Annotated in this window: 22 protein-coding genes, 1 tRNA gene and 1 pseudogene; 12 read left to right on the top strand and 12 right to left on the bottom strand. The window is 38.1% G+C overall.

Annotated features, from left to right (window positions below):
- Nucleotides 1–119 precede the first annotated feature (119 nt).
- The 3 genes from IQ247_RS01295 to IQ247_RS01285 all read left to right on the top strand — a co-directional run bounded on the left by IQ247_RS01295 (nt 120) and on the right by IQ247_RS01285 (nt 3,830).
- Entirely contained in the window at nt 120–1,007 is an 888-nt protein-coding gene (locus IQ247_RS01295; protein ID WP_193916165.1) for a tetratricopeptide repeat protein, read from the top strand.
- A gap of 1,223 nt (nt 1,008–2,230) precedes the next feature.
- Nucleotides 2,231–2,938 carry a peptidoglycan-binding domain-containing protein gene (locus IQ247_RS01290; RefSeq protein WP_193916162.1) on the top strand — a complete coding sequence of 236 codons (708 nt, stop codon included), beginning with the start codon at nt 2,231–2,233 and terminating at the stop codon, nt 2,936–2,938.
- Nucleotides 2,939–3,083: 145 nt separating this feature from the next.
- Nucleotides 3,084–3,830, top strand: coding sequence for a peptidoglycan-binding domain-containing protein (locus tag IQ247_RS01285; RefSeq protein ID WP_228059387.1), 747 nt, complete (start codon nt 3,084–3,086; stop codon nt 3,828–3,830).
- Nucleotides 3,831–3,846: 16 nt separating this feature from the next.
- On the opposite strand, the gene IQ247_RS01280 is transcribed toward IQ247_RS01285, so the two are convergent.
- From IQ247_RS01280 to IQ247_RS01260, 5 genes are all read right to left on the bottom strand, one after another.
- Nucleotides 3,847–6,267, bottom strand: a complete 2,421-nt coding sequence (locus tag IQ247_RS01280) for a sucrose synthase (protein ID WP_193916159.1) — start codon at nt 6,265–6,267, stop codon at nt 3,847–3,849.
- A gap of 365 nt (nt 6,268–6,632) precedes the next feature.
- Nucleotides 6,633–7,523 (bottom strand): ABC transporter permease, encoded by an 891-nt coding sequence (locus IQ247_RS01275; protein ID WP_193916156.1) that lies wholly within the window; start codon nt 7,521–7,523, stop codon nt 6,633–6,635.
- A 360-nt stretch (nt 7,524–7,883) separates the two neighbouring features.
- On the bottom strand, nt 7,884–8,201 hold the full coding sequence (locus IQ247_RS01270) for a P-II family nitrogen regulator (protein ID WP_193916153.1): 318 nt from the start codon (nt 8,199–8,201) through the stop codon (nt 7,884–7,886).
- A 268-nt stretch (nt 8,202–8,469) separates the two neighbouring features.
- Nucleotides 8,470–9,597, bottom strand: a complete 1,128-nt coding sequence (locus IQ247_RS01265) for a sodium-dependent bicarbonate transport family permease (RefSeq protein WP_193916151.1) — start codon at nt 9,595–9,597, stop codon at nt 8,470–8,472.
- 1,246 nt (nt 9,598–10,843) lie between these two features.
- Nucleotides 10,844–12,664, bottom strand: coding sequence for a porin (locus IQ247_RS01260; RefSeq protein WP_193916149.1), 1,821 nt, complete (start codon nt 12,662–12,664; stop codon nt 10,844–10,846).
- A 604-nt stretch (nt 12,665–13,268) separates the two neighbouring features.
- Between IQ247_RS01260 and IQ247_RS01255 the strand changes: the two genes are divergently transcribed.
- The gene (locus IQ247_RS01255; protein WP_193916147.1) at nt 13,269–13,418 is read left to right on the top strand and encodes a hypothetical protein; all 150 of its coding nucleotides are present in this window, start codon (nt 13,269–13,271) and stop codon (nt 13,416–13,418) included.
- Nucleotides 13,419–13,509: 91 nt separating this feature from the next.
- Here IQ247_RS01255 and IQ247_RS01250 read toward each other — a convergent pair whose 3' ends face one another.
- From IQ247_RS01250 to ruvB, 3 genes are all read right to left on the bottom strand, one after another.
- Nucleotides 13,510–14,802, bottom strand: a complete 1,293-nt coding sequence (locus tag IQ247_RS01250; protein ID WP_193916145.1) for a glycosyltransferase — start codon at nt 14,800–14,802, stop codon at nt 13,510–13,512.
- Between the two features lie 240 nt (nt 14,803–15,042).
- Entirely contained in the window at nt 15,043–15,852 is an 810-nt protein-coding gene (locus IQ247_RS01245; protein ID WP_193916143.1) for a tetratricopeptide repeat protein, read from the bottom strand.
- Nucleotides 15,853–16,129: 277 nt separating this feature from the next.
- A complete protein-coding gene (gene ruvB, locus IQ247_RS01240; protein WP_193916141.1) occupies nt 16,130–17,239 on the bottom strand; it encodes a Holliday junction branch migration DNA helicase RuvB in 1,110 nt (369 codons plus the stop codon).
- Nucleotides 17,240–17,414: 175 nt separating this feature from the next.
- Here ruvB and hisF point away from each other — a divergent pair, with 175 nt between their 5' ends.
- The 6 genes from hisF to IQ247_RS01210 all read left to right on the top strand — a co-directional run bounded on the left by hisF (nt 17,415) and on the right by IQ247_RS01210 (nt 20,504).
- The gene (gene hisF, locus IQ247_RS01235) at nt 17,415–18,188 is read left to right on the top strand and encodes an imidazole glycerol phosphate synthase subunit HisF (RefSeq protein WP_193916138.1); all 774 of its coding nucleotides are present in this window, start codon (nt 17,415–17,417) and stop codon (nt 18,186–18,188) included.
- Nucleotides 18,189–18,289: 101 nt separating this feature from the next.
- Entirely contained in the window at nt 18,290–18,484 is a 195-nt protein-coding gene (locus tag IQ247_RS01230; RefSeq protein ID WP_193916135.1) for a hypothetical protein, read from the top strand.
- Between the two features lie 107 nt (nt 18,485–18,591).
- A tRNA-Ala gene (locus tag IQ247_RS01225) sits at nt 18,592–18,664 on the top strand.
- A 462-nt stretch (nt 18,665–19,126) separates the two neighbouring features.
- Nucleotides 19,127–19,690: a Uma2 family endonuclease gene (locus tag IQ247_RS01220; RefSeq protein WP_193916132.1), complete on the top strand. Its 564-nt coding sequence runs from the start codon at nt 19,127–19,129 to the stop codon at nt 19,688–19,690.
- 11 nt (nt 19,691–19,701) lie between these two features.
- Complete coding sequence (locus IQ247_RS01215; RefSeq protein WP_322745368.1) at nt 19,702–20,058, top strand: Uma2 family endonuclease; 357 nt, start codon at nt 19,702–19,704, stop codon at nt 20,056–20,058.
- A 206-nt stretch (nt 20,059–20,264) separates the two neighbouring features.
- On the top strand, nt 20,265–20,504 hold the full coding sequence (locus tag IQ247_RS01210; RefSeq protein WP_193916129.1) for a PDDEXK family nuclease: 240 nt from the start codon (nt 20,265–20,267) through the stop codon (nt 20,502–20,504).
- Nucleotides 20,505–20,538: 34 nt separating this feature from the next.
- Here the strand turns inward: IQ247_RS01210 and IQ247_RS33030 are convergent.
- The 3 genes and pseudogenes from IQ247_RS33030 to IQ247_RS01200 form a co-directional block, all read right to left on the bottom strand.
- Nucleotides 20,539–21,060, bottom strand: a pseudogene (locus IQ247_RS33030) (CHAT domain-containing protein); the annotation flags it as partial.
- Nucleotides 21,061–21,091: 31 nt separating this feature from the next.
- Nucleotides 21,092–22,024, bottom strand: a complete 933-nt coding sequence (locus IQ247_RS33305; protein ID WP_322745367.1) for a CHAT domain-containing protein — start codon at nt 22,022–22,024, stop codon at nt 21,092–21,094.
- 97 nt (nt 22,025–22,121) lie between these two features.
- Nucleotides 22,122–22,931 carry a M15 family metallopeptidase gene (locus IQ247_RS01200; protein ID WP_193916126.1) on the bottom strand — a complete coding sequence of 270 codons (810 nt, stop codon included), beginning with the start codon at nt 22,929–22,931 and terminating at the stop codon, nt 22,122–22,124.
- Nucleotides 22,932–23,035: 104 nt separating this feature from the next.
- Between IQ247_RS01200 and IQ247_RS01195 the strand changes: the two genes are divergently transcribed.
- On the top strand, nt 23,036–23,953 hold the full coding sequence (locus IQ247_RS01195; RefSeq protein ID WP_193916123.1) for an AEC family transporter: 918 nt from the start codon (nt 23,036–23,038) through the stop codon (nt 23,951–23,953).
- Between the two features lie 127 nt (nt 23,954–24,080).
- On the opposite strand, the gene IQ247_RS01190 is transcribed toward IQ247_RS01195, so the two are convergent.
- Complete coding sequence (locus tag IQ247_RS01190) at nt 24,081–24,599, bottom strand: phosphoribosyltransferase (protein WP_193916120.1); 519 nt, start codon at nt 24,597–24,599, stop codon at nt 24,081–24,083.
- A gap of 71 nt (nt 24,600–24,670) precedes the next feature.
- Here IQ247_RS01190 and IQ247_RS01185 point away from each other — a divergent pair, with 71 nt between their 5' ends.
- Nucleotides 24,671–26,116, top strand: coding sequence for an MFS transporter (locus tag IQ247_RS01185; protein WP_193916117.1), 1,446 nt, complete (start codon nt 24,671–24,673; stop codon nt 26,114–26,116).
- Nucleotides 26,117–26,268: the final 152 nt, after the last annotated feature.

Genomic DNA, 26,268 nt, shown 5'->3' with positions numbered 1-26,268 from the left:
AAAATAATTGCTATTAACCATTAATTATGTATTAGCCTTTTTTCCTAACCCACTATTTTTTGATTAACATGAATAGGTTTTCCCAAATTTTTCTCAGTTTGGTTGTGGTTATTATACTGATGGTATTTTCATTTCAAACTGAGGCTTTGGCATTAAACCAGGGTGGCTCGAAAGAATTGGAGTTATTTCAATTAGGAGTAGCACAACTCGAAAGTAATAAATACACCGCAGCGATTGATAATTTTACTCAAGCAATTGAGATTAATCCTAATTACGCTAAAGCTTATTACAATCGTTGTTTTGCTTACTTACATTTATCAGATTATCAGCACACCATCGCCGATTGTAATACAGCCATTGAACAAAATTCGCAGTTATTTGAAGTTTATCTAAATCGCGGCTTTGCGTATTATAAGTTACACTTAACCGCAGCAGCGATCGCGGATTTTAATTACTTTCTGGGAACTTACCCTTCAGACTTCCGAGCCTATTACGATAGAGGTTTGGCATATTTTGAGCAAGAAAGCTATCAAAAAGCCATCAGCGACTATAAAAAAGCCTTAGAACTGATATCTCAGACAAATACTCATGATATTGCCACAATACACAACGAATTGGGTGTAGCTTATCTACAACTCAAAGAATTTGATTTAGCGATCGCCTATTTTTCTCAAGCAATTTCAAATGATATCGCAGATGCGAGTTTTTATTGCAATCGGGGTTATGCTTTTCGCGAGCTAAAAAAATATCAGCAAGCGATTGCTGATTTTACCGAATCAATTCAACGCAACCGCAACCAAGGTGCAGCATACGTTGGCAGAGGTTTCGCTCTTTATAAAGATGGTAGACAACAACAAGCGTGGGAGGATTTTCTGCAAGCTGCTGAATATTATCGCGATCGCGGAGAAATGCAGCAATTTCATCAAATTATTTATCTAATTAAAATTTTGCGTCGTGATTCTCCCTTTACATCCAAAGTTTTGTTAATCAGTTTGCTTGAAAGTTAATTATAGTATGGGCTGACAAATGTTACAGTTTACTAATTTATTCCCGAACATTTGCATTAATTATGTAAAGAATACGGTGATTCAAAGTAATTAAAAAAACTGGTAAATTTTGATAGCACTGTGATAAATATTTTGTTGATTTATAAATACTTTTGATTAGTATTTGCACTTAAATTAAATAACTTTGTAGTTAAATGAGCTACAAAATAAAAAGTTAAAGGTGTCATATATGGAGGTAATTAGATATAATACCTCACCTTGACTGCGGCATCCCTTTACCAAGGAAACAAAAGGATTAGAAGTGAGTTTTAATGTTTATATTTGTGTATATATTAATTTCAGGCACTAATTTATCTAAATTACATCTATGTACTTAATGGTAAGTTTATTTGCCTAATACTTTGGGATTATCTTGTAGATTATTTTCTGACAGAAAACAATCTACAAGTATAAAAGATATTGTCAAGCACTATTTTTTGTAAATTCAAGATAGATTGTGACAGATTTTGTAGTGGGTAACAGGAATTACAGTTCTGTAACTTGGTTGCAGATTACAATTACACAAATGCTCATAAAATTCAGATGTTGAGTTTAAAGCGAATGGTAAACATGAAGTTTAAAAAATCCATGTCGTTTATATTTGTGTTTGAATTTTTAGTATTTTGCATTCTTAATATAGAGAAAAATGTTTGATTTATATTCGCGCTTGCATCTATCTGACGCGCATCAAGGTACAGTAGAGCCATTCCTGTTTTTGAGAAGAATAACCAAACTAATTTTAAATTTTAAATTTTAAGGAGACTACGCTAGCGTGCAAAAAAAGTTCTCCCACGAACAATTCATTCGGTTTTAGCTAAATGGGCTTTACCCGCATTTCTCACAAACAAGAAGGAAGTTGGAGTGAGTAGTGGGAAAATCAATCCGCCACTCAACGCTTACCACTTACTTGTGAGAAATCCAGGTTTAGCAACCTAGGAGGAATGTCAGGGGTCTAAGTTTAAAGTAAGACAGTTGATTTCTGACTTACAGAATTTTTTGATCATCCTCATTTTTCATAAAATGCGGAGATAGTCAAATTTTTCAACCTCCAGATTCATCAGTGGGATTAATTGAAAATCAAAACGGAGAGTGACTTGTTTTTTAAGTACAAGTACGCAGTTTTCCGGAAGAACAGTAGGAAACTCTGTGTAAAGAAAATATGGGTATTAGTAAAATGAAATACCATGAATGATATTGGCTTGCTGATAACGACTGCCCTAACAACAGGACATCCATCTGTGCCTTATTTATTTAATCAAACAGCAGTCGAGCTTGATTTTAGTGTTAAAGAATCAAATCTTATTCAATCAACTGGTTTAATCACTCCTGCTCGCATTACACCACCAGAATTTATTCAATCAAATGTAATTCCAATTGCTTCAAAAGTAACTTTACAAAAAAATGAAAATATACTTAGAAAAATTAGACATAGAATTGAATCTGTTGATTGTTGCCACTTAAAAGGAGGTTATATTTCTCAAAAAAAACAGCCAATTATTTTAAAACAATCTTTAGTCAATAATTCGCTACAAGCAACTACAACTAATAAAATTATATTGCCTTCAACTTCTCCATCTAGTTTAGCTGAGGGAATACAAAATACTCCTCAACTCAAACAGATCCAGGCAGGAGGTTTTAAACAACCAAGACAAGTTAATTCAGGAAGGGTTTCTAGTAGCTACAATCAAAACTTACCAATCTTGAGTTTTGGTTCTTCCGGTTTGTCCGTTAGAGTGTTGCAACGACTGTTATTAGTCAATGGCTATCCCATTAGAGTTGATGGAAATTTCGGCGCTCTTACAGAAATTGCTGTAAAAGCTTTCCAAACTAAACGGAATTTAACTATAGATGGTGTAGTTGGACTACAAACTTGGCAAGAATTGACAAGGTAAAAATAATGTCGTGGGAAATACTTTGCATCATACTGTTAAACGAGTTAGCTTAAAGGTGATATATACTACATTAAAGTCAAGAGAATTTCCGGATGTAAACTTATGATAATGTCATAAGTAGTGTAGGTATTAGGAGGTCAAGTAGATGACCGTACTGGGTTTGCTGGTGGCAACCTTTATAACGCAGGGGCAACCGTTTCTGCCTACATTATCAACTGTATTTAGAATCAATCTAGAGAAGGCTCAGCAACGTTTAATAAATCAGCGTTTACCTGGCTCTATGGCTCAGACTAGTGATAAATCCAACTTGCCCGCGTTAAAAGTAAAGTATCAAAAGATACCTAAAGATAGCCGAAGCAAAATTTCCTGGCAAAGTTCTTATAGTTCAATCAACAGGCTTGAGAGAAAAGAAAATTTTTCTGCTGTATTAAAAGACTATTCTATGAATGGCAAATCTTTAACTTTCTCAGAGAGAAGTCTCGGACTTAATCTTAGAAAACAATGGGATATACCACAAAAGACAGATGACAATTTAGAGCAACGTTTACTAGCTCAGTATTATCGAGGTGAACAGTTACCAATTTTGCGTTATGGTCATACTGGTGATGCTGTGCGAGTTTTGCAAACGCTGTTAACTTACAATCGTTATAATGTAGGAATAACTGGAAGGTTTGATGTATTTACAGAAACAGCAGTAAAAGCCTTTCAAGAACATCGACGATTAGGAGCAGATGGGATAGTTGGACCTCGGACTTGGCAAGAATTGACCAGATATGCTGCATTCCATACAGAAAGAGACCCGATGGAAATTCCTAATTATAGCAACCAGCCAGTTTATCCTTGGCAAAGAAGCTTTAGAGGGAATTTCGCCGAGTCTGTAATAATCATATAAACAATTATTTAGCCATTTAGCGGTATTGATGTTGTTGGAGTTGTTGTTGCGCTCTTGGCTTGTACATTAAGTAAAATAATGATTCAAGGTAGCGCAACAAATCTTCTCGTTGTTCTTTAGAAGTAAAATTCCAGAAGCCATAAATTCGCGCTAAACTTAGCAACTTATTAACGTGAATTTTCCAGGTATAAGTACTATAAACTCTGTTAATACCAGCTTGAGAAATTTCCTGCCAATAATGAGGATTTTGTTTGTATTTAGTGACAAAATCTAATATTTTGCTGGCTGTCTCCTCTAGATTAGTTGGATTAATATAAAATCCATTTACTTTATCCTGAATAATTTCTAAAGGTCCGCCAAATTGGGTTCCAAAAGTTGGTAATCCCGAAATCATCGCTTCTAAAATCGTTAAACCGAAAGCTTCAAACAAAGCAGGTTGAACAAATATTCCTTGACGATCAGCTATGACTCGGTAAACTTCACCAGAATCAGCTTTGGATAAACGCACTCCCAACCAGCGAATCTTTCCATAAAGATTATATTTTTCAATCGCATTATAAAGCTTGATAATTTCGTCGCGTTCTTCGTTATCCCCCGACTCTTCAACACGCAATTTACCGGCTACCAAAATTAAATTACAATGCTTTTGTAATTCCAGACTCTGACCAAAACATTCTGCTAAACCTGTCATATTTTTAATTCGATCCAAACGTGCCATTGAAAATAAAGGGCATTTGTTTGGGTCATCAAGTTTACCAAATACTTGAGTCGAATCTTCCAAAGTAAAAAGCATTTCTTCTAATCTTTGTCTATCGCTCTCAACACGTTCCTCTTTTCTTGTATAAGGAAAAAAGCAACTCTCATTAACCCCCGGTGGTACTACATTAAACTTGGGACTAAACAGTTCAATTCCATTTACCACATGATACAAATCGGGCATGGTAAAACATTGATATGATTCATACTGTCCTACACTATCCGGCGTTCCCACAATTTCTTGATAAGTGCTGCTAACAATAAAGTTGGCAGCATTCATGGCAATTAAATCGGCAGTAAATTGTAAGGAAAAATGATACTTATCTTCTAAATCTTGCCAGTATAAATTACTAAACAGATATTTTGATTTTTCCAAAGCATGAGCAACATTACATTGAGTCACCTTTAAACGACGCGATAGTAGAAATGCAACTAAATTACCATCAGTATAGTTACCAACAATTAAATCTGGTCTACCTTGAAACTCCGCTAACAGTTCTTTTTCTGCATCAACAGCATAAGTTTCTAAATAAGGCCAAATTTCAAACCGAGAAATCCAATTTTGAGTCATATTCGGATTAAATTCCCGGAAAGGAACTCTGAGAATCCAAGCATTTTGAGTACCGTGGACTTTCTCCAAACGTTGGTTACACAAGGTACCATCACTATTAGGAATCAGACGAGTTAAAATAATTACTTTTGGCTCAACATTTAGTGATTCTAAACCAGCAAGTTGTGCATCTTCTTGGAGTTGTATTTCCAGACTTTTAGCTTGATCGAGAACATAAACTACCTGACCTCCGGTATCCGGACGACCTAAAACTCCCTCTTGAGCAAACCAACCGTGGGAAGACACCAAGACGATTTTAAAAATCATCGGAATCCGAGAAATAAATGCTTCCAAAGTTTGAGGATCTGGGGAATCCATCAACTCATCGAGAATATTTAAAGTCTCTAAAACACGAGCAGCGGTGTTACCCCAACCGGGTTCAAAACCCATGGTTTGTAATTGAAAGCGAAAATCTTCGTAAGATTCTTCTTTGGGACGATTAGTAACTAAGTCTATGGCTTTTTTCAGTTGTTGAGAAAGATGTTGTTGGGATTTTATACTACTATTTATTAGTAGTTGAACGCCGCTATATTGGTGCAGTTGAAGAAAATTAAATAAACTTTCCAGCCATTGTTTGGAGTCTGCAAATAGTTTGCTTGAGAGATAACGGTTGAGAAATTCTACTCCTTTACCGATATTTTTCGGGTCACGAATTTGCGGAGAATAGTCATAAAAAGGAGCGAAATCTAATTCTAATAAATCGCCTTCTTGAGGATTATATTTATTTACAAAACGGTCTCGTACATTCAATAATTCTTTTGTCGTCATATTCTCAATATTTAAGTCTTCTGTTAAGCGATAGACTTCTTGAGAAGCAATTTTCGGACGGATAATGAAACAGAAACTCGATTCTTCTCGAATAATTTCTTGAGTATAATAAAATAATTTACTTAAGTTTGAACCTGTATAAAACTCATCTGATTTTTTATTTTTGGCACAAAATTCACTATAAGCATTAACAATTTCATTACGTAGCAAATAACTGTGTTCTTGTTGACGTAAATCACTCAGTAATGACCGAAAATCGCTTTTTTCTTCGCTATCTAAAATTGATTGAATTAATTCTGACATTCCTGAACTCCGATAGGATGAATTTTTCATCAAAAATTTGTCAAAGGAAAAGCTTTAAGTGTGCTTTTTAACCTTTCACATCTTTACACATAACGTATTAATTGATTTTTGTACTCTAACTAAAGACGTACAATATTTGTGTTTTTTTGAAGCTTTCAAATCGGTGAGCAGTTATCAATCTGCTGATGGAGTATCTTTTCAAACAATTATTTGCTCATCACCCCATTTCTTCAACAGTTCTGGAATATTGAGATTTTTAAAAAAATTTTCCCTAAATTTTGATTGTTAAAAACTAAATTAAATCTAAATTAAATCTAAATTAATTTAAAACTAAATTAATAATTCCCTCTACTGTCTCGAAAAAATTAGCGATCGCGTTTAGCGTCACCGAACTTAATTAAAAACGCGATGGCGATACTGACAAGCAAAATTAATACTGTACTAAACGCAGAACCAAATCCCCAGTTTTGAGCGGCTCCGAGAAACTGATTGTAAATTAACCGTGCTGCTGTCATACTCGACGCACCACCGAGTAACTCCGGATTAACAAAATCTCCTAATCCCGTAATAAATACCAGCATAGAAGCAGCAGCAATACCGGGTAAAATTTGAGGTACGGTTACTTTCCAAAATACCTGTATAGAATTTGCTCCTAAATCGGATGCTGCTTCGAGCAAACGTTGATCTAGTTTTTCCAGGGAAGCGTATAAAATTAAAACCATATAAGGCAGCAAATTATAGCTCATCCCAATTAATACAGCTGATAAGCTATTAAGTAAATCTAAAATTGGTAAATTGAAATAAGCTAATACACTATTAAGTAAACCTGTAGGACGTAAAATCGTAATCCAAGCATAAGAACGAAGTAGTGAAGAAGTCCACAAAGGTAAAATAAAACCGATAAGTAGTAAATTCCGCCAAGATTTTGGTGCCATTCGTGCAATCCAAAAAGCAACGGGAAAGCCTGACACAAAACAAATTACTGTAGTTGCTAATGCTAAAACTAAAGAGCGATTTATTACCTGTAAATTAATTGGATCAAATATACGCAAATAGTTCTCAAAACCCGTTGGATTAACAATATCTCCAGGCTTAATTCCATCGACAAAACTTAGTTGAATAATTATCAGTGTTGGTAGTATTAATAATAATAAAAGCCAAATACCAGCAGGTGCTAATAATACAAAAGTTTGAAACCAATTTTGTCCTGAATTTCGGGATTTAATTTTTGGAGAAGTTTGAATTTCCGTAGTCATAAGTTTGAGTTTGGAGTTTGGAGTTTCTTGTTCCTAGGCTCAGCGTGGGAATTATAGGCTGAGTAAAAAAGCTATGTCGAAGATTGAAAGAGAAATCGAGCGTCTTACCAATTCTACAAATGCAGAATTTCTGAATTTAGGAAAGTGGTTTATTGATATATTTTGTGGAAAAACAGCCTAAATAAATCAATCTTTGTAGACAGTTTAACTTATGAAATAATCAATATCCATATCCATTATTAACTACTCGGAGTTTCATGACTTCTTCGCCGGCATCAACGTTCCGCAGGCACAAAACACGGACACTAAAAAGCCGGGGTCATGCCCCGGCTTTTTGGGTTTGATCGGCTGGGTTTTGAGTCAGAACTTGTGCGCGTGCAGTACCTCAAACACGTCACACAGATAAGCAATGCCCGAATAATCGTCGAAAAACTGCGTTGCGACCTCATCCGAAATCTTCACGGCCATATCCCGATTGGGGGTGAGTACCTCGAACTTTACATTTGAGTAGGTGTCGGAAACGGTGGGTTGTCCCGACGAGCGCACGTTGCGACTGCCTCTACCGCCAGCATCCACCACCGTATAACCAGTGGCCCCGGCTGCGTCGATGATCTTGGCGACCTTTTTCATCAGCACCTTTTCCGTGACGATGACGAGCTTGCTGGCTTTCTGAGTCATGTTGGTTACCTCCTATATTATTCATTGAACTATACTAAAATAAAAACGCTTCAAAAATGTCATTCTGTTCGCTTTCTTCCTGCGTTTGCGCTTATAATTTCTGAAATACTTCACTGCCCTTGAGTTTTTTCGCTTCGCTCAGGACTCAGTATGACAAAGTTCATTTTCCACCCTTAGCAGTATATATAGAAACTTAGGAAAACGACATCTAGCCGCTGCGTTGGTTGCCGGGTCAGGGGAACACCAGCAGACCACGACCTATCTGGAATCAGCCGCCCGCGCCCAGTGCCTGGGCGAGACCGATGTACAGCGGTATTCCCAAGGCAATCGCAACCGGCGTGCCGACGGCTGTGGATGCGCCGATGTAAGCAGAGGGATTAGCCGACGGGATACCGGCTCGTAAAGTGGGCGGCCCTGAGATGTCTGAGCTGGAGGCGGCCATGACGGACAGGACGACGACACCGCCAAGGCTGAATCCCGTGACGACGTGGGCAATCATGCCGAGACCGAAGGCGATGAAACCATGCAGCAGGGGAAACACCACTGCATATACAGCGAACCACTGAGCCACCTTACGCAGTTCGCCAAGCCTTGCCGTAGCCTCCATACCCATGATCAGCATCAGTACCGAAAGTAGTCCACGGAAGAGAGGTTCGTAGAAGCTTTCATAGACACTTTCCGGTTTGGTTAGCAAGCCTAGAGCGAGACCAAGCAGCAGTGCCGATAGGGCAGATCCTTGGAGGCTTTCCTTTACAATCGGCCATATCTTGACCCGCTTGCTTGCGGTATCGTCCTGCTTACTGGGATAACCACGTGCGATAATGCCCTGCTCGCTGGGATACCCGCCTGCGTTAACGCCCTGCTTGCTGAGATACTTCTGCTTACTGAGATACTCGTCTGCGGAATCGCGCTTGTTCTTGGTATGAACGCTAGCCAAGACGATCGCAGTCACGAGCGCTGGGATGTCCATAAAGGGATAAAGCGCAGCAGACCAAGCCTCGTATGGGATTTTTTGCGTTTCCAGTAGCGTCAGGGCGGCGGCGAAGGTAGAGCCACTCACAGCACCGAACAAGCCTGCTGTCGCAATGCCATCCTCGGTTTTGACGTTCGGCAGATTGCACAAAGTGTAGCGCCCGATGAACACGATCAGGATACCTACTACTATGGCGAATACTGCGGGCAAAAGCATCTGCACCAGATTGGCATTACGAATCTCCTGTCCACCAGTCAAACCGACTTTTATGAGCAGCATGAAGACGATGAACTTATAGACCGGATCTGGAATTGCCAGTCGGCTATGGAAGGCGGCAGCGACCATACCAGCAATCAGAAAGCCGAGTGTCGGGGACTGTAACTGCGCTAGGAAGCCCCCCAAAAAATCAGACAAAAAATCCACGTTGTAATTCCTCCTTGATTCAGATATTAAAAAACTTTGTCACGATGTTTTTTTGGTCAATTTATGTTAAGTTTGTATTACAAAACCGACCAATATCTACTGCTGTTAATAGCAAGTAAGTATCGGGAAATATCAGTTAACTCTGCTTTTTTTGATAACTGAGGTTAACAATAAGAATCTGCAATATAAACTCAAGTAAACTCCTTTTCAAGTCGGTTTACCAGAGAGTTAATTGCTGTTAAAACTAGAATATAGCCTTTGATATAAAAAAGATATACCTTGAACTGGTAATTATTAAATAAATATTAGATTAGTTATATAAGTAAAACTTTATCATTACTAAAAGCCAGTGATTATACTTAAAAAATCATAGAGTAATTGCAATGATAACTATATTATTTCTAACATTTATAGAATTTTATCTATGCAATGGATAGAAAATATGGAGTAATAAGAAGCGATATCAGTAAGCCAAAAAATCTTTATTGCGCTATTCTCAGTTTTTTTTTCGGTCCAAAATCTAAAAGTAATTCAACTCTTAACTAATTAGACATTAATAAATAAGTATGCATTTCTCCTTTGCCTTTGATGTCAATCAAATTCATTTCATTAGTTATGCGGGATTGTAGAGACGCGAAATTTCGCGTCTCTACATGGTTTCGCAGATAAATGAACCCGTCAGAATAAATGAAAAAGACTACTACTGGTCCACCACATTAATTTTGAGGAGTTAAAATACCTCTTCGTAGGTTGGGTTAAGCGTTGGCGAAGCCTGTCCGACAGGACATAGCGCAACCCAACGCGGGTGCCGAGGCTCCACTACGTTTTGCTTCGCAACGCTTGCGCGAACAGCCCAACCTACAATATTACATTGATTACCCCTCATAACTTATGTGGTGAACTACTACTACTCTGCCACATTAATTATGATGGGTAAGAAATTCGTAGTGCGTTGGCGTAGCCTGCCCCGGAGGGGCATACCGGAAAGCTCGCTAGCTATCACGAGCGAGCTAGAAGTATGTCCTTGCGGACACGCTACGCGTTCAGCTTGCTGACCCGTTAGGGTAACGCACTACCCCAACCCCGCAAAATTTCTGTGGTCAAGTACTACTAACTCCTAACTCCGGTGGTACTAACTCTTCACCCCTAACTCCGGTGGTACTAACTCCGGTGGTACTAACTCCGGTGGTACTAACTCCTCACCCCTAACTCCTAACTCCGGTGGTACTAACTCCTAACTCCCTACTTATAAACGAAATAACCAATGGACATTAAAACCAATATTAGTACTCGTATCTGCGACTAATCCCCCGATTCCATTTTGTCCACTGGTATTACTTGCGTAAATATCTAATCCTAAATCTGCCCCGGATTCAAAGTAGCGTAAACCCGTACTCCAAATTAATTCATGTCCGGGAACTGGAGTTATTTCTGCAATTAACTGTAGTTTTTTGGATAAAACTTGATTGATTCCCAATCCTAAACCGAAACGTTCTTGTTGTCGATAAAATGCTGCTTTAGGATTAAAAAATAGTGCCGTTGTATTGCTATTTTGATAAACAATGGGCATTTCAGCAGATAAAGTCCCTACTCTAGGACGTTTACTATCTCTAACACCTTTCACTTTTAAACTTAGAGAAAATGGATCTCCTTGTGCTTGGTTTAAAAATCTTAATTTTGCACCCGCACCAAATTTAGTTGCATTTCCAAAAGTTTCGGACTTAGAAAGATTATCGTCATTTCCAAATTGTTCGATGGGAATTTCTAGCTGTAAATCATTCGCTAAACCATACATCAGATTTAATTTAGCGTTACCTCCGGATGTTAAACCCGCAGTTAATCTGATTTGGTCTGGTGATAAAGTACTGGCACTACTAAGAGTTAAACCATCTAATAATAACTGTTTGTCACGATTAGATAAAGGAATATCTGGTTTATTTCCAAAACTAGAAACATAATTTTGACCGAAATCAAAAATATATTTCACATTAGCACCAAATATTACTTCATTTCCATCTGGGATAAAACTTAAAAGACTAGTGGTTGGAGTTGCACCGAATGCATTTGTTCCGTAAACTTCTATTCCAGCACGAGGATTTATTGCATAGCGGGTACCGGCAGTCCATAATAATTTACGAGAAATAGAATTATCTTGAGAATTTAAAGTATTACCACCAGGTCCTAAAGGTAAATTACCATTAGCAAATAAATTTAATTTTTCCGAACTTTGCCAACTTATTCCCGCACCGAGATTAACAAAAGTGCCGTAAAAATCTGCTCCTTTTACTTTATCGGGATAGAATACTACTCCAGGAGTGAAGTGTAACTGAAGTTTTTTATCGGCATTATAAGTAACTGGAACCTCTACTTTTCCGATGCCAAAATATTCTGAAGATTTTTTATTTGTAGTATTAAATAATCCAGGATCAGAAGAAAGTTCTAATAATTCAACTGCACCACTTACCGCTACTTTCAACCGTTCATTTTTAAATACTTGATATTTAGCACTTGGTGCAAAAGATGCAACTGTTAAATTAGGGAATGTTCCATTAATTTGAGTTTTAGTAGGATCATCAAAAAATTGTGCCGCAACACTTAACTGTAATTTATCTGTAGCTCCCCAATCTAAGGAAGTGTAATAATTTTGATAACCAGTATTTCCTCTTCGATTATCTGCGGGATTTGCTTGATGACTACCCGCTGTAAACTGTACGGAACCTTTTGGTAGTTGATTTGCAGTTTCTAAATTAAAAATTCTTGTAGGGGGTTTTTCTAAAGGAGATGAGTTACTTTCTATTTGCAAATCTTTTGCTTGAGTACTAATTGGGGAAAATTCCGCTGATAATTTATTATTGTCAAAAGTGTCAAATTCGGGAGTATTCGGAATAATTTGTTTTTGCTGTTGAACTTCTTGCTTAGCTTCTTTTAATTTAGTAATTAAAGTAATTGAATTTTCTGATTGTAATTTATAATCTTGATTGGAATTAACATTATCCTCGTTTGCAAAAGCAATTTGAGGTAGAGATAATGCTAAAAATGTGTAAGTTGCTATATTAAAAATACGCATATATATTACTTGTTAAGTATTGTTATTTTGTACTTTAAAGGCGTTTAAATAATCAATTTAGACTCTTAAGTATTGTGTGTTACGGTGATGTAAAAATTGGAAAGTTTGAAAAAGATTAATTCAGCCGTAAATCATCATATTTATTAGTGTTTTAAAGAAACCCTTAATGTATCTGACAATTTAAGGTTTACTTGACAAACAGTTTCTCAAAACCGCAGGAAAATATCGTTTATCTATATAGATAAATTTCTCAAATAAAATCTGACAGCGTATGATTATAAAAGATTTAGAATAGATGCACCAAGATATTCTAAAACTGTCGTTAGGGATGTTTAAAGAGTATTTTTATTTATTGCACCTTTATTACACCCTGATGAAATCACATGAAGTATAATATATCTGTATATAAATATAAGTATTACAATAAACATCTAGCTGTTTTTTATTATTAAATATGTCTGAAATGTTATTATCTTTTAAATTTTAATGTATGAAATTAAATGGTTTTATAAATGCTGTTATTTGTATTGTCATTTACAATTATTCAGCATGAATAAATTATGTTTAGACAAATAAAAAATTTCGTACTCTCTAATCTCTTAACGTGAGTACCCTGCAAGAAGCATTCGCTACGATGGTAAATCCTCGATTACTAGGTGCGGTAAGAAGTCGGGTTTTTATTAGTATTTTTAATGTTACGGATATTTATCGTAAAAACCCGACTTCTGTGATTGTCGTCGAATTATCAAGGTGATTTTGATTACTAAACAAGCTATCCTAAGCAAGAATACTCAGCAAACACCAAGTCTGCTGATGACTCATAACATAAAAAAAATCTTATGTTGTTATCTTTGAACTAATACAGGCTCCCTTGTAGATACAGCTTTTTCGATGATATCCGCAGCCCGTTTTACACCCCCAGCATTACGAATTGCTGTTTGTAATTTCAAAGCATTTTGCTTGTAAGAATCTTCTGTTAATACTCGCTTAATAGTTTCTCGTAATTTAGGAACACTCAATTTTTTCAAAGCAATTGCTTCCCCTGCACCACTCCAAACTGTACGCATCGCAATTCCAGGTTGTTCGCTGGTAATGGGAATTGCAACCATTGGTACACCGCTGCTTAATGCTCCTAAAGTAGTATTCATTCCTGCATGGGTAACCACTAAACTAGCTTTATCAATTAATTGTTGCTGTGGTACAAAAGGTACAACTATGGGTGAACCTGGTAATTTCATATCATAATCTTGATAATCTGGATTTCCTAATGAAATAACTAGTTGTGCTTCTAAGTCCACACAAGCTTCAGCAATACATTCAAAAATTTCTGGCTTGCGATTTTGTAAAGTTCCTAAAGCTGCATAAATTAATGGTTGACCTGTTAACTTTTCAAAAGGAAAAGATATTGAAGAAAACGATATAGGTTCTTTTCCAGAAGGGTCTTGTAAAGGTCCCGTATAATGAAAACATTCAGGTAATTCGACTCGCGGAAAGTCATATCCTGGGGGTAGTTGACATATTTGAGCTAATCTTGAGCCTATATGATTACGGTTAGCATAAGGCTTTAAGTTCCATTGACGGCGTTGGTTTTGTACAGCTTCCCAAATTGGATTTCCAAGACGATTAAGTAAAGAGTTTCCCGCACGATTTCGCAAATGCGCCCACCAAGCAGTATTGTAAGTCCAGTTGGTAAAATAAGGCGGAACGGTATCTTCTTTATTAATTAATAAAGCGTTACAAACTGTCACGTAAGGAAGTCCCAGATAATCAGCGACTGTTTCACCTGATAATGTAGTTTGGTCTACTAATAACGCTTCCACACCAGCTTGTTTAAGAACTTCTGGAAGCCTTCGGAAATGCATCATCATTTCTTTTTGAAAGAACTTAATAATCAGCTTAAGACCAGAAATTCCACTATTTTCTCCTAATTCTTTATAAAATTTGGCTATTTCTCCAGGTTCATATTCTGCCGCACCAATTTGCTGAAATTCTAATCCAGTTGTTTTGAGCTTGTTCTCCATTTCTGGAACTTGGAACAATGTGACACGATGACCTCTATGTTTTAATTCCTTTCCCAAAGCACACATTGGATTGAGATGACCAATTGCAGGGGGACAAATAATACCAAAATAAGTCATGATAGATGCTTTTAACTCCAGCGCGCTTTTTTATAATTCCTAATATTTATTAGGGTGTCTTCTTGATCAGCTTATGCACTTTTAAGTAATAAGATTTATTTAATTTCGCACCTATGTGTAAAATCATAAATTAGCGCACTTGGAAACAGTATGAACAAGAAAATATAGTATAAAAAAATAGTGCCACTTTTTCTAGAGAAATAATTATTGCATTAATTAAAACATTATAAATATGTTAAATCACTGCAACTTCAAAAACTTTTCCAAAGCAGCTACCATACTATCAGGCCAGCGTCGCACATTTTTGACCCAATCAATATCTTTGTAACGACTGTCTAATCCATAAGCTGCAACCCAGTTACTTTCGGCTTCACCTTTTTCTCCTTCTACCCAAAGTGCAGCAGTAAGTGCAGCGCGTACATCAGGAAACTGGGGATATTTACGGATAATATTCTTCATCTCCCGGATAGCTTGATCTTTTTGACCAGTTTCGTAAAGAGCAAGAACGTAATTAGCGCGAGCAAAAGCAAAATTTGGGGCGATTTCCGCTGATTTTTGATAGTCTGCTATAGCTTCATCCCATTTCTTCAAACCAGCTTCAGCATTTCCCCGATTATTATAAGCCATTGCATCGGAAGGGTCTAATTCCAAAACATGATTATAATCGGCGATCGCTTCATCCCATCTTCCCAAACCTTCTAAAGCAGTTCCTCTATTTAAATAAGGGTCAGTAACATTAGGTGCAAGCTCTACAGATTTATTAAAATCAGCTAGTGCTGCTTCTAACTTGTTTTGACTAACTCTAGAATTTCCCCGATTACTCAAAGCTGCTGCATTATCGGGAAATGCTTCGATAATTTTTGTCCAATATTTCTCCGCTGTAGCAAAATCACCTTTATTAGTTGCAGCAAAAGCTTGATTTGCAAACTCATCTTGTTGTTTTAATTGTTCTTGTGTCAGATTAGCAGGTTGATTTAAAGCAGCGACAGGCTCAACCCAATTGACAAATATTAGAAGTACACTTAGTAAAATTGCGATTAGTTTCATCATAGTAATTTATTTATAAGTAGTTGGACAAAATTAAGTTCATTTCTCACGTTGAGATAGGGAATAGGGAATGGGGAATAGGGAATAGGGAATGGGGAATAGAAAATATTAGTATGTAATTAATTCTGTCTGAGTACTTATTCAATTGAATATAGTCACACAAGAGCCAGGGAGTAGGGAGTAGGGAGTAAGGAGTAAGGAGTAAGCTTATTACCAATTACCAATTACCCATTACCCATTACCCATTACCAATTACCCATTACCCATTAACAATTACCCATTACCCAAGCAAAGATAATTGTTCATTTGGCGGTTTAAAACCTAAATGTTTGTATGCAGCAGGTGTTGCTACCCTACCACGATGAGTCCGCTGTAAGTAACCAATTTGCATTAAATATGGTTCATATACCTCCTCAATAGTTTGGGTGTCTTCACCCGTGGCAGCGGCAATTGTGTCTAATCCCACAGGACCACCATTGAATTGCTCTACAATGGTGCTTAACATAGTGCGGTCAGTCCAATCTAAGCCGCAGGGGTCTACTTGGAACAATTGTAGAGCTTCAGATGCGATGGCTTCGTTAATCTCCCCAGTTGATTTGACCTCAGCATAATCGCGGACACGTTTGAGTAATCTATTGGCAATACGCGGTGTTCCTCGCGCTCTACGAGCAATTTCCAGCGCTCCATCTTTGTTTACATCAGTTTTAAGTAATTGAGCGGTTCGCAAAACAATTTGACTGAGTTCTTCTACTTCATAAAATCTCAGTTTTTGAATTAAACCAAAGCGATCGCGCAAAGGAGAAGTCAAAGCCCCGACGCGGGTTGTTGCTCCAACTAAAGTAAACTTTGATAAAGGAATGCTGCGGGTACGAGCGCTAGAGCCTCTACCTACAGTAATATCTAAACGATAATCTTCCATCGCCGGGTATAAGATTTCTTCGGTCATCCGGGAGAGGCGATGAATTTCATCAATAAAGATAATATCCCCAGGCTTAAGGTTAATCAGCAATCCCATAATATCTCGGGGACGTTCCAAAGCAGGAGCGCTAGTAATTTTATAATTTACCCCCATCTCTGATGCTAAAATCATTGCCATTGTAGTTTTACCCAGCCCTGGAGGACCGTAAAGCAGTAGGTGGTCTAGTACTTCACCTCTGGATTTGGCTGCTTTTATGGCAATTTCGAGTACATCTTTTAAATCTTTTTGCCCAATATAATCGGCAAATCGCTGTGGACGAATACCCTCTTCTTTATTGTCAGTTTCATCTATAGCTGCTTGGGGTTGTAAAAGATTTTCATTGCTCGATTCTTTTGCAACTTGCTTTCGCTGCCGTGGTTGTTTGTCCGGTTCTTCAGGCTGGGGCTGTTTTTTAGAGGAGATAATCGCCATAGTCCGCTTATAGGTAGTGTAAAGGCTTGTTTAAAAAATTGAAGCAATGAAGAAAAATTCATCGCCCCACGAAATGCGAAAAAACACTGATGCCAAATTTTTTTTTGCCGAGTAGAGCGTGTCAGTTCTAAAATTTATATTCCGGCTCAATACAATAGGAGTACTTTCATAAATCATGCTAGCTAAGAGAATTTTACCGTGCTTAGATGTCAAAGCGGGACGAGTTGTAAAAGGAGTTAACTTTGTAGACCTCAAGGATGCTGGCGACCCAGTAGAATTAGCAAAGGTTTACGACGAAGCTGGCGCAGATGAGATAGTATTTCTGGATATTACAGCCACTCATGAAGATAGAGGTATCATTCTTGACGTAGTTCACCGTACTGCCGAACAGGTATTTATTCCCCTAACTGTCGGCGGTGGCATCCAAACCTTAGAAAATGTTAAAGAACTGTTACGAGCTGGAGCAGATAAGGTTAGTATTAATTCTACTGCGGTACGAAACCCAGATTTCATTAATCAAGCCAGCGAACGTTTTGGCAATCAATGTATAGTTGTCGCGATCGACGCTAAACGCAGGTTAGATACAAATATTTCTGGTTGGGATGTTTACATTCGCGGCGGACGAGAAAATACTGGTTTAGATGCCCTCCACTGGGCGCAAGAACTTGAAAAACGAGGTGCCGGAGAACTGTTAGTAACGAGTATGGATGCTGATGGTACTCAAGCTGGCTATGACATTGAATTAACAAAGTCAATCGCAAACTCTGTAAATATTCCGGTAATCGCCTCTGGTGGCGCGGGAAACTGCGAACACATATATAACGCAGTTACCGAAGGACAAGCAGAAGCCGCATTATTAGCATCGCTTTTGCATTACGGACAGCTTAGTGTAGCGCAAATCAAAAATTACTTAAATGAGCGAAAAATACCCGTCCGAAATTCGCTTTGAAAAGGAAAAATTTTCGCTTTCTCAACATCTAAATTGGTTCAACACAGTTCTGAGAAACAATGTTAATATAAATTAACAATAATTAATATAACTTAAGAAATATGTTGATTCCGATTTTATTTTTTGATATAGCGTTAGTAGCTTGGTCTTTACACTTAATGGAAAAAGCTTTTGAAGACAAAGAATTTTCGCTGATGCTAGCTGGTATGTTAGTTGCTTCTTCCGCTGCGGCTATGATGGTAGTCTACTTTCTGATGGGAGACTGTATGAGCTACTTACTACAAGCTTCATCATAATTTTTTTGTTACTTAATCATTATCATTAATTTCATTGTTAAATTTCTTCAAATAAAGTGTATTGACAAACAATTAATCATTAAGGCATCATTAAAGATGCATTTTGCGGGGTTATAGCTCAGTTGGTAGAGCGCCTCAATGGCATTGAGGAAGTCAGCGGTTCGAATCCGCTTAGCTCCATTTTTTAAGTAAATTACAAACCTGGCGAATAGAATTCGCGGCTACACAAACGAAACCCGCCTGCGCGGGTTTAATTTTCTTGTTTTTCTCGTTTTCTCGTTTCTCCTCGTTACAAGGCTCTGCCTTGTAATGCATTTCTGGAAGGCTCTGCCTTCCACTTATACTGGAGGCAGAGCCTCCGGTTATGGATTCCCAGCCGTCTTACTGGGAACCAGTAAACCAGTAAGACTGGGAACCAGTAAAAAGTTCTCTCGTTTTCTCGTTTCTCCTCGTTACAAGGCTCTGCCTTGTAATGCATTTCTGGAAGGCTCTGCCTTCCACTTATACTGGAGGCAGAGCCTCCGGTTAGGGATTCCCAGCCGTCTTACTGGGAACCAGTATGGGTTCCCAGCCGTCTTACTGGGAACCAGTAAAACTAGTAATAAGCAATCCAAAATCTAAAATCCAAAATCCAAAATTGAAATGACCGTACAATTGCTCAGACGGAAATTTACAGTTGAACAATTCCATAAAATGGCAGAGTCTGGCATTCTGAATGAAGACGACAGGGTGGAATTGATTCGGGGAGAAATAATTGAAATGGCGGCTATAGGAACGAAACACGCTGCTTGTGTAAGACGTTTGGATAATGTGTTACATACAAAATTGGGCGACAAAGTAATTATCAGCGTTCAAAATCCCGTTGGATTAGATGATAGTTCAGAACCACAACCAGATGTAGTTTTATTAAAACCCCGTGAAGATTTTTACGCATCAGCCCATCCGCAGCCAAAAGATATTTTGCTCGTTATAGAAGTTGCTGATAGTACTATTAAATATGACCGAGAAGTAAAAGTTCCTCTTTATGCCCAAGAAGGTGTAATAAAAGTTTGGTTAGTTGATATTAACTCCGAATGCGTAGAAGTTTATCGAGAACCTGTTAATGGTATTTATAAAAGCATACAGAAATTTAGCAGGGGTGATTTATTTATTCAGGCTTTTGATGATGTGAGTATTAGGGTAGATGAGATTTTGGGGAATATTTAAAATAATTAATTATGGTATTAGCAAGGCTTAAGTGGGATAATTTTTCTCTAGAGGATTTTACGATCAATCCACCAGAAAAAACCGAATGGGTGGATGGTCAATTAGTAGAAAAAACTGATATAACGCTCAGACATGGGAAAATTCAATTAAGGCTAGGTCGCTATTGGGAAGATTATAAAGATTCTAGCGGACAAGGAGGCGAAGTTTATACAGATGTGCCTTGTCGTACAAATCAACAAGGACGTTCTCCTGATGTAGCTTATTTAACTCCCGAACTTGTTGCAGAATTTGGCAATCTTCCGACTTTACCGATTAGTTTTCCTTTAAGTGCTGAGATTGTCTGCTATATAAAAACTAGACAAGTCTAGACTTTTATTTCTTGTTTCAACGGGGGCATGGGAGCGGTTAACCCTCAACAAGCTTACACGGTTAAGCCATCCGCGTGATTGTTAAACATCTTGATGTAGCTACGGTTTTTACATATCAATCAAGAAAGCTTTTCTAAGATTTTAGCAAAAAACGAAGCATAAAATACATCAAAAAAATATAGACAATTGTCCCGAATTGACATTGCTTGTCTACAAAAAAGGTTACTAGTCAAAGCTCTCCTACAGATTTAGCAGAAAATATATTGTTAAAAGCACAGGAATATTTAGAGTCTGGCGCTGAAGAAGTTTGGTTAGTATATCCCCAAAGCCGATGGGTGATGGTAATTACTGTAGATCGGGGTTTGATGTTTACATCTGGTCAAATTGTGAGTACGCTTCATGTTTTGAAAGGTTTTAGTGTAGCCGTAGATGATTTATTAGCATAATATTAAAATCATTAATATTTCCCTTCAAATAATACTACTCCGCTTCGCCAACCAACGTAAACGCCGCCCAATGTATGGGTTCGGGATTATTTTTCATGGTTATCAGCATAGCAGTACGCAACGAAGCAGCTTTATCTCCTGTTTTCTCCCATTGGCGATAAAATTCGGTCATCAATTCCGATGTGGAATCATCGGGAATCTTCCACAGCGAAACAATTACACTTGATGCACCAGCAGTTATCAGCGATCGCGATAAGCCTATTACGCCATCCCCGGTAATTTGTCCCCTACCAGTATCGCAAGCACTCAGTACAACTAAATCGGCGTTTAGCTTGATATCTATAATTTCTGTAGTTTTGAGTAAACCTTCGTTTACATCGCTCAATTTATTAGCTTTATTAGGGGATGATGAAACGGGGGTATCTGGTGCAAGCGCGATCGCACCGGGAGTACGTTCCCCAAAATCCTTGCCATCAAGCAATCCATGCGTTGCCAAGTGAATTATTTTAGCGCTAGATATTTTTTGTAATACGCTAGATTTGCTGGCTTGATTACCAGTGAGTGGAGTGGTGTTGAATAATTTGGCGTTAAGCGAAGCTCACCGAAGGTATCGCAAGAGCTTCCGTTTCTGCACCAGGTAGCGGGGGTAGTTGCGCGGGTGGAATTCCTACAATCGGCATGGTAGGATTACCTACAATTAATAAATCTTTTGGTTGTAAAGAGCTTAGATTTAACTTGTTTGTATTATTTTTATTTGTTAATTCCAATACCTGAATAGCTGGCGCACTCATGATGGTGTGTTTTTCGATTAGGTATTTACCCGATGCATCGATCAACGCTGGGAAAGGAACCAGAAATAAAGATTCGTGAGGGATGAAAATTACGCGATCGTCTGGATTTGTGGGGAGATGGGAAGCGATCGGTTTGATTAATAATTCATGCAGTTTTTGTAAGTTTTGTTTTTGATTAACTGGTTTAGTTGGTTCTACATTTATACCCCTTGCACCAATTGATACACGACTGCTTTTTACAAGTTCTGCTAAAGGTGTGTCGAGGGATTTGAGATCGACTTGTTTAAAGGTTATTTCTCCTGTAGGTTTGATTACCCAGATATAGAGTTTGGGATGTTGTTTCTTTTTATCCTCAACTGATTCGTTAACAAATGAATATTCGACAAATGTAGCTTTTTGTTGTTGAGCGATTTGCTTAATTTGTTCGATGTTAGGTGGTTTGATATTTGATAGTTGATTAGAGTTAGATTTAGAAGATAATAATTCTATTAATGCCCTAGCGCGACCGCGTTCGGATACTTCTAATGCTGCGATCGTTTTATTTTGGGCAATTAAGACTGTTTGGAGAAAGCGGTAAGTACCAATTTGTTTTTCAAAGATTGAGATTTTTTGGTCATCAGTTAATCCCGGTCTTAGAGATTCTAAAATGTTGATTGCAGCGAATAGATTTTTTTCAGCATCACAAAAAATTTGTAAATTCTGTACCCCATAAATAAAGAGACGTAGCACTGCTACGTCTCTACACCATTAACTTATAAACCCGCGTAGGCGGGTTTTGTTTGTGTAGCCGCGGTTTCAACCGCCAGGTAAATTCCCCACGTATTCCTTAAGACTCCGGTGTAGGAACTGGCTTAATATCCCTTGATTTATAAAAAGTCTCCAAACTATCGCGATCGCCAACAAATCTCCAGTGCCAGGGTTCGTAACTTACACCTTGTGAATTATCTTTAGGGAATGATAATTCAAAACCGTAACGAGCAGCGTTAGCTTCGAGCCATTTAAAGGCTTGAGTATTTTCAAAATTTTCACTCAGATTCGTTGCAGGTACTGCACCATCACCAATATCTACAGCATAACCCGTGTGATGTTCGCTGTGTCCGGGAGGAGCGCTAACTGATGCTCTTTGGGCTGGTGTTTGATTACGTTTGGCACCTACTTTAAAAAATAACTGTTCCTGTTCTTGAATCGAGCGAAACCCTGAAATTGGTACTAATCTGATACCAGCTTTTCGAGCATCTTTCACCATCTGCTCAAATTTTTGACCCGCAGATGCTCGCAATCTTACCCGTCCGTTGGCATTTATTGCCACAATTTCTGATTCTGGAGCTTCTGGGTATTCTAAATGACCTAAAAGAGCTTTTTTCTTGACAGAATCGGTATTCTGTGTAGTCGGAGAAAGCGAATCACTAGGCGAAGGTTGCGGCTCAACAGTATTTTTGGGAGCAGCAAGGTAAAATATCAAACCACTAATTGCAGCCAGCAGAACAAAACCCGTGACTCCGGCGATCGCCAAAAACGAGGGATTTAAACCTAGCTTGGGTACCGCATCAGGAGTATCGCGCAAAGCTTGGGGAATATCTTCGCGAATTTCAGAGGGGGTTGAGTTTTGTACTTCTTCGGAAAACTCATTATTCAAGGCTCAACTCCTGATGAATGTTCAGTAATCATTAAAGATTGTAGACTGGAGAGAAGGAAACCTGTTAGATTACAGGTTACATATGCAATTCCTACTAAAACGTTTTGACAAACCTTTTAGAACTATACCTTAAGCTATCAGGATTGGTCTTAATCGGATTTATCCTGGGACGTAGGCTCCCAAATACGGTTCCAACTCGCTTAGCTCAGTTTCTATTTTGGATAGGTATACCTATAGGAATTGTCGCTTTTTTACGGCAAGCGGATTTATCGGGAACAGTTTTGATTGCACCCGCAGTTGCTTACATAGCGATTTTACTAGGAGCATTTTTTGCTTGGGTGGGAATAAAATGCCAACATTATTTTACAAATACAGTACCGCAATCGCCGACTCAGGGAAGTTTTATTTTATCGTCAATGATTGGCAATACGGCTTTTCTTGGTTATCCAATCGCCTTAGCAATATATGGTACTGAATATTTTGCCTGGGCATTATTTTATGATTTATTAGGTTCGTTGTTTGGTACTTGGGGTTTGGGTGTGGCTCTTGCAGCCCGTTTTGGTGGTAGTGCTGCCAACTTTTGGCAAAACATCAAAGTTTTATTGATCAATCCTGCTTTATGGAGTTTCGGATTCGGCTTGTTGTTTCGTCAAGTAAAAATTCCCCAAGTCGCAGAATTTTATTTAGAAAAATTTGGTTGGAGTGGGATAATTTTATCTTTAGTTTTAATGGGGATGCGATTAAGCAAACTCCACTCTTGGCAGAATGTACCCCAAGCAGGAGCTAGCGTCGCCATCAAAATGCTGCTAGTACCAATAATTTTAGGCGGCAGTTTACCACTTTTAGGGGTAACAGGTACTCCAGCACAAATAATTTTACTACAAACAGCAATGCCTCCCGCCTTCTCCACTTTGATAATTGCCGAAGCCTTCAAACTTGATAGTGATTTAGCAGTAAGTACAATTGCCCTAGGAACTGTATTATTACTCGTAACTCTTCCGATATGGCTCGCACTATTTTAGTTAGGAGTGAGGAGTTAGGAGTTAGGAGTGAGGAGTTAGGAGTTAGGAGTTGGGAGTTGGGAGTTAGGAGTTGGGAGTTGGGAGTGAGGAGTTAGGAGTTGGGAGTTAATAAAACAACTGTCAACTGTCAACTAACTCCTAATTTTTGTTCGGCAAGTTGGGCTGGATTGATGAATTCATAATGTTCAAATGGTTGATGAATCCAAGGGTTGTCGGATAGGTAATCTGTATAGTAATCAGGAACTATTACCGAACAAGCTTTATACCAAATTACACCAGTACGAATTTCTTCAATATTAGTTTCACTATTTTTCTTTAACCAAGGAATAGTATCTTTGAGGGTGATTCCTGAATCTACTAAGTCATCAACTAACAGAATTCGCGAGCCTAAGGTTTCTGTAGTCATAGTTAAATGATGAGAAAAGGTTAATTGTCCCCTTTCTTGCTTGCCCACACCGCTGTAAGATGATGTTGCTAATATTGCTAGCGGCTGCTTGTATATACGGGAAATAATATCTCCGACTCGCAGTCCACCTCTAGCAAGGCAGACTATTTGGTTGAATTCCCAGCCGGATTGATAGATTTGAGCAGCTAGTTGTTCAATTTTGTGGTGATAATCTGACCACGAGATATAAAGGTCTGGCATAAGGGAGTTAATTTAAACCTAATACTAATAGTAGATGCCAAACTTTTTATTGTAATACGAGTGTGGGTATTATGAATGATTCTCCGGCTGATGATTATCCCCAAGATGTCGGTAAAGATAAAAAACTTGACTTAAAAACCAAGTTAGCTTATGGTGCAGGAGATTTGGGACCGGCAATTACTGCAAATATTTCCGTATTTTATCTACTATTTTTCTTTACAAATGTGGCAGGTATTCCAGCAGGTTTAGCTGGTAGTATTTTAATGGTAGGTAAGATTTGGGATGCTATTAATGACCCGATAGTAGGAGTGATGACCGATCGCACTAAATCGGGTCGTTGGGGTCGTCGTCTTCCTTGGTTATTATATGGTGCAATTCCCTTTGGTATTTTCTTCTTTTTACAGTGGATTGTACCGACTACTAATGTTTGGGGATTATTTTGGTATTACGTCATCATTGGAGTCATATCTCAAGTATTTTATACAGTAGTCAATTTGCCTTATACGGCAATGACTCCAGAATTAACTCAAGATTATGACGAAAGAACCAGTCTTAATAGTATTCGCTTTGCTTTTTCCATCGGCGGTAGTATTCTTTCATTATTTTTAGCACAACTAATATTTTCGCCAAAATTTTCGGAAATTTTTAATCGTCAACAACAGTATTTAGTTTTAGCCGCAATCTGTGGAGTAATTTCAGTATTAGGACTATTTTGGTGCGTCTGGGGAACTCGCGATCGCGTTTTGACTTTTGAAGCGAAACGTACTCAAACCGAGGAAAGCAAATCACTTCCCATCACAGAACAAATAAAGATTGTTTTTAAGAATAAGCCTTTTTTATTCGTCATTGGTATATATCTTTTTTCCTGGTTGGGGGTACAAATTACCGCTAGCGTTATCCCTTACTTTGTGATTTATTGCATGAAACTGCAAGAATCAGATGTACCCGTAGTCATGATTGGGGTACAAGGAACCGCTTTATTAATGTTGTTTGTCTGGGGTGCATTAAGTAAACGAGTTGGGAAAAAAGCCGTTTACTTTATGGGAATGTTTTTATGGATTATTGCAGCTACAGGATTATTCTTCTTGCAGCCGGGTCAAATTGGTTTAATGTATGTTTTAGCAGTAATCGCAGGTTCAGGAGTATCCGTTGCTTATTTAGTTCCTTGGTCAATGATGCCTGATGTAATTGAACTAGATGAATTACAAACCGGGCAACGTCGCGAAGGAGTATTTTATGGTTTCATGGTATTACTGCAAAAATTCGGTTTAGCGTTTGGTTTATTTTTGGTCGGAATCGCTTTAGAAGCTTCAGGTTTTCAAGAAAATATTCCCGGACAAACTCAATTACCCATACAACCAGATACAGCACTCTCAGCCATCCGTATCGCTGTTGGTCCCGTTCCCATAGTATGTTTAATTTGCGGATTATTTCTCACCTATTTTTATCCCATAACCCGCGAAATGCATGCAGAAATGTTGCTTAAACTCGAAGAAAGGCGGAAGAGTGAGGAGTGAGGAGTTAGGAGTGAGGAGTGAGGAGTTAGGAGTTAGGAGTGAGGAGTTAGGAGTTAGGAGTGAGGAGTTAGGAGTTTGGAGTTAGGAGTGAGGAGTTAGTTGACAGTTGACAGTTGACAGTTAATTTCTCCCCATCCCCCCATCTCCCCATC

The organism is Plectonema cf. radiosum LEGE 06105 (assembly GCF_015207665.1).
Taxonomy (GTDB): domain Bacteria; phylum Cyanobacteriota; class Cyanobacteriia; order Cyanobacteriales; family Nostocaceae; genus Rivularia; species Rivularia radiosa_A.
The sequence above is the reverse complement of the archived record's forward strand: the minus strand, read 5'-3'. Positions and strand labels throughout refer to the sequence as shown.

Coding starts and splice junctions, on each gene's coding strand:
- IQ247_RS01220 (WP_193916132.1), top strand. CDS start 19,127: ATGACCGTACAATTGCTCAGACGGAAATTTACAGTTGAACAATTCCAT.
- IQ247_RS01230 (WP_193916135.1), top strand. CDS start 18,290: ATGTTGATTCCGATTTTATTTTTTGATATAGCGTTAGTAGCTTGGTCT.
- IQ247_RS01290 (WP_193916162.1), top strand. CDS start 2,231: ATGAATGATATTGGCTTGCTGATAACGACTGCCCTAACAACAGGACAT.
- ruvB (WP_193916141.1), bottom strand. CDS start 17,239: ATGGCGATTATCTCCTCTAAAAAACAGCCCCAGCCTGAAGAACCGGAC.
- IQ247_RS01270 (WP_193916153.1), bottom strand. CDS start 8,201: ATGACTCAGAAAGCCAGCAAGCTCGTCATCGTCACGGAAAAGGTGCTG.
- IQ247_RS01295 (WP_193916165.1), top strand. CDS start 120: ATGGTATTTTCATTTCAAACTGAGGCTTTGGCATTAAACCAGGGTGGC.
- IQ247_RS01260 (WP_193916149.1), bottom strand. CDS start 12,664: ATGCGTATTTTTAATATAGCAACTTACACATTTTTAGCATTATCTCTA.
- IQ247_RS01250 (WP_193916145.1), bottom strand. CDS start 14,802: ATGACTTATTTTGGTATTATTTGTCCCCCTGCAATTGGTCATCTCAAT.
- hisF (WP_193916138.1), top strand. CDS start 17,415: ATGCTAGCTAAGAGAATTTTACCGTGCTTAGATGTCAAAGCGGGACGA.
- IQ247_RS01285 (WP_228059387.1), top strand. CDS start 3,084: ATGACCGTACTGGGTTTGCTGGTGGCAACCTTTATAACGCAGGGGCAA.
- IQ247_RS01185 (WP_193916117.1), top strand. CDS start 24,671: ATGAATGATTCTCCGGCTGATGATTATCCCCAAGATGTCGGTAAAGAT.
- IQ247_RS01280 (WP_193916159.1), bottom strand. CDS start 6,267: ATGTCAGAATTAATTCAATCAATTTTAGATAGCGAAGAAAAAAGCGAT.
- IQ247_RS01245 (WP_193916143.1), bottom strand. CDS start 15,852: ATGATGAAACTAATCGCAATTTTACTAAGTGTACTTCTAATATTTGTC.
- IQ247_RS01190 (WP_193916120.1), bottom strand. CDS start 24,599: ATGCCAGACCTTTATATCTCGTGGTCAGATTATCACCACAAAATTGAA.
- IQ247_RS01215 (WP_322745368.1), top strand. CDS start 19,702: ATGGTATTAGCAAGGCTTAAGTGGGATAATTTTTCTCTAGAGGATTTT.
- IQ247_RS01275 (WP_193916156.1), bottom strand. CDS start 7,523: ATGACTACGGAAATTCAAACTTCTCCAAAAATTAAATCCCGAAATTCA.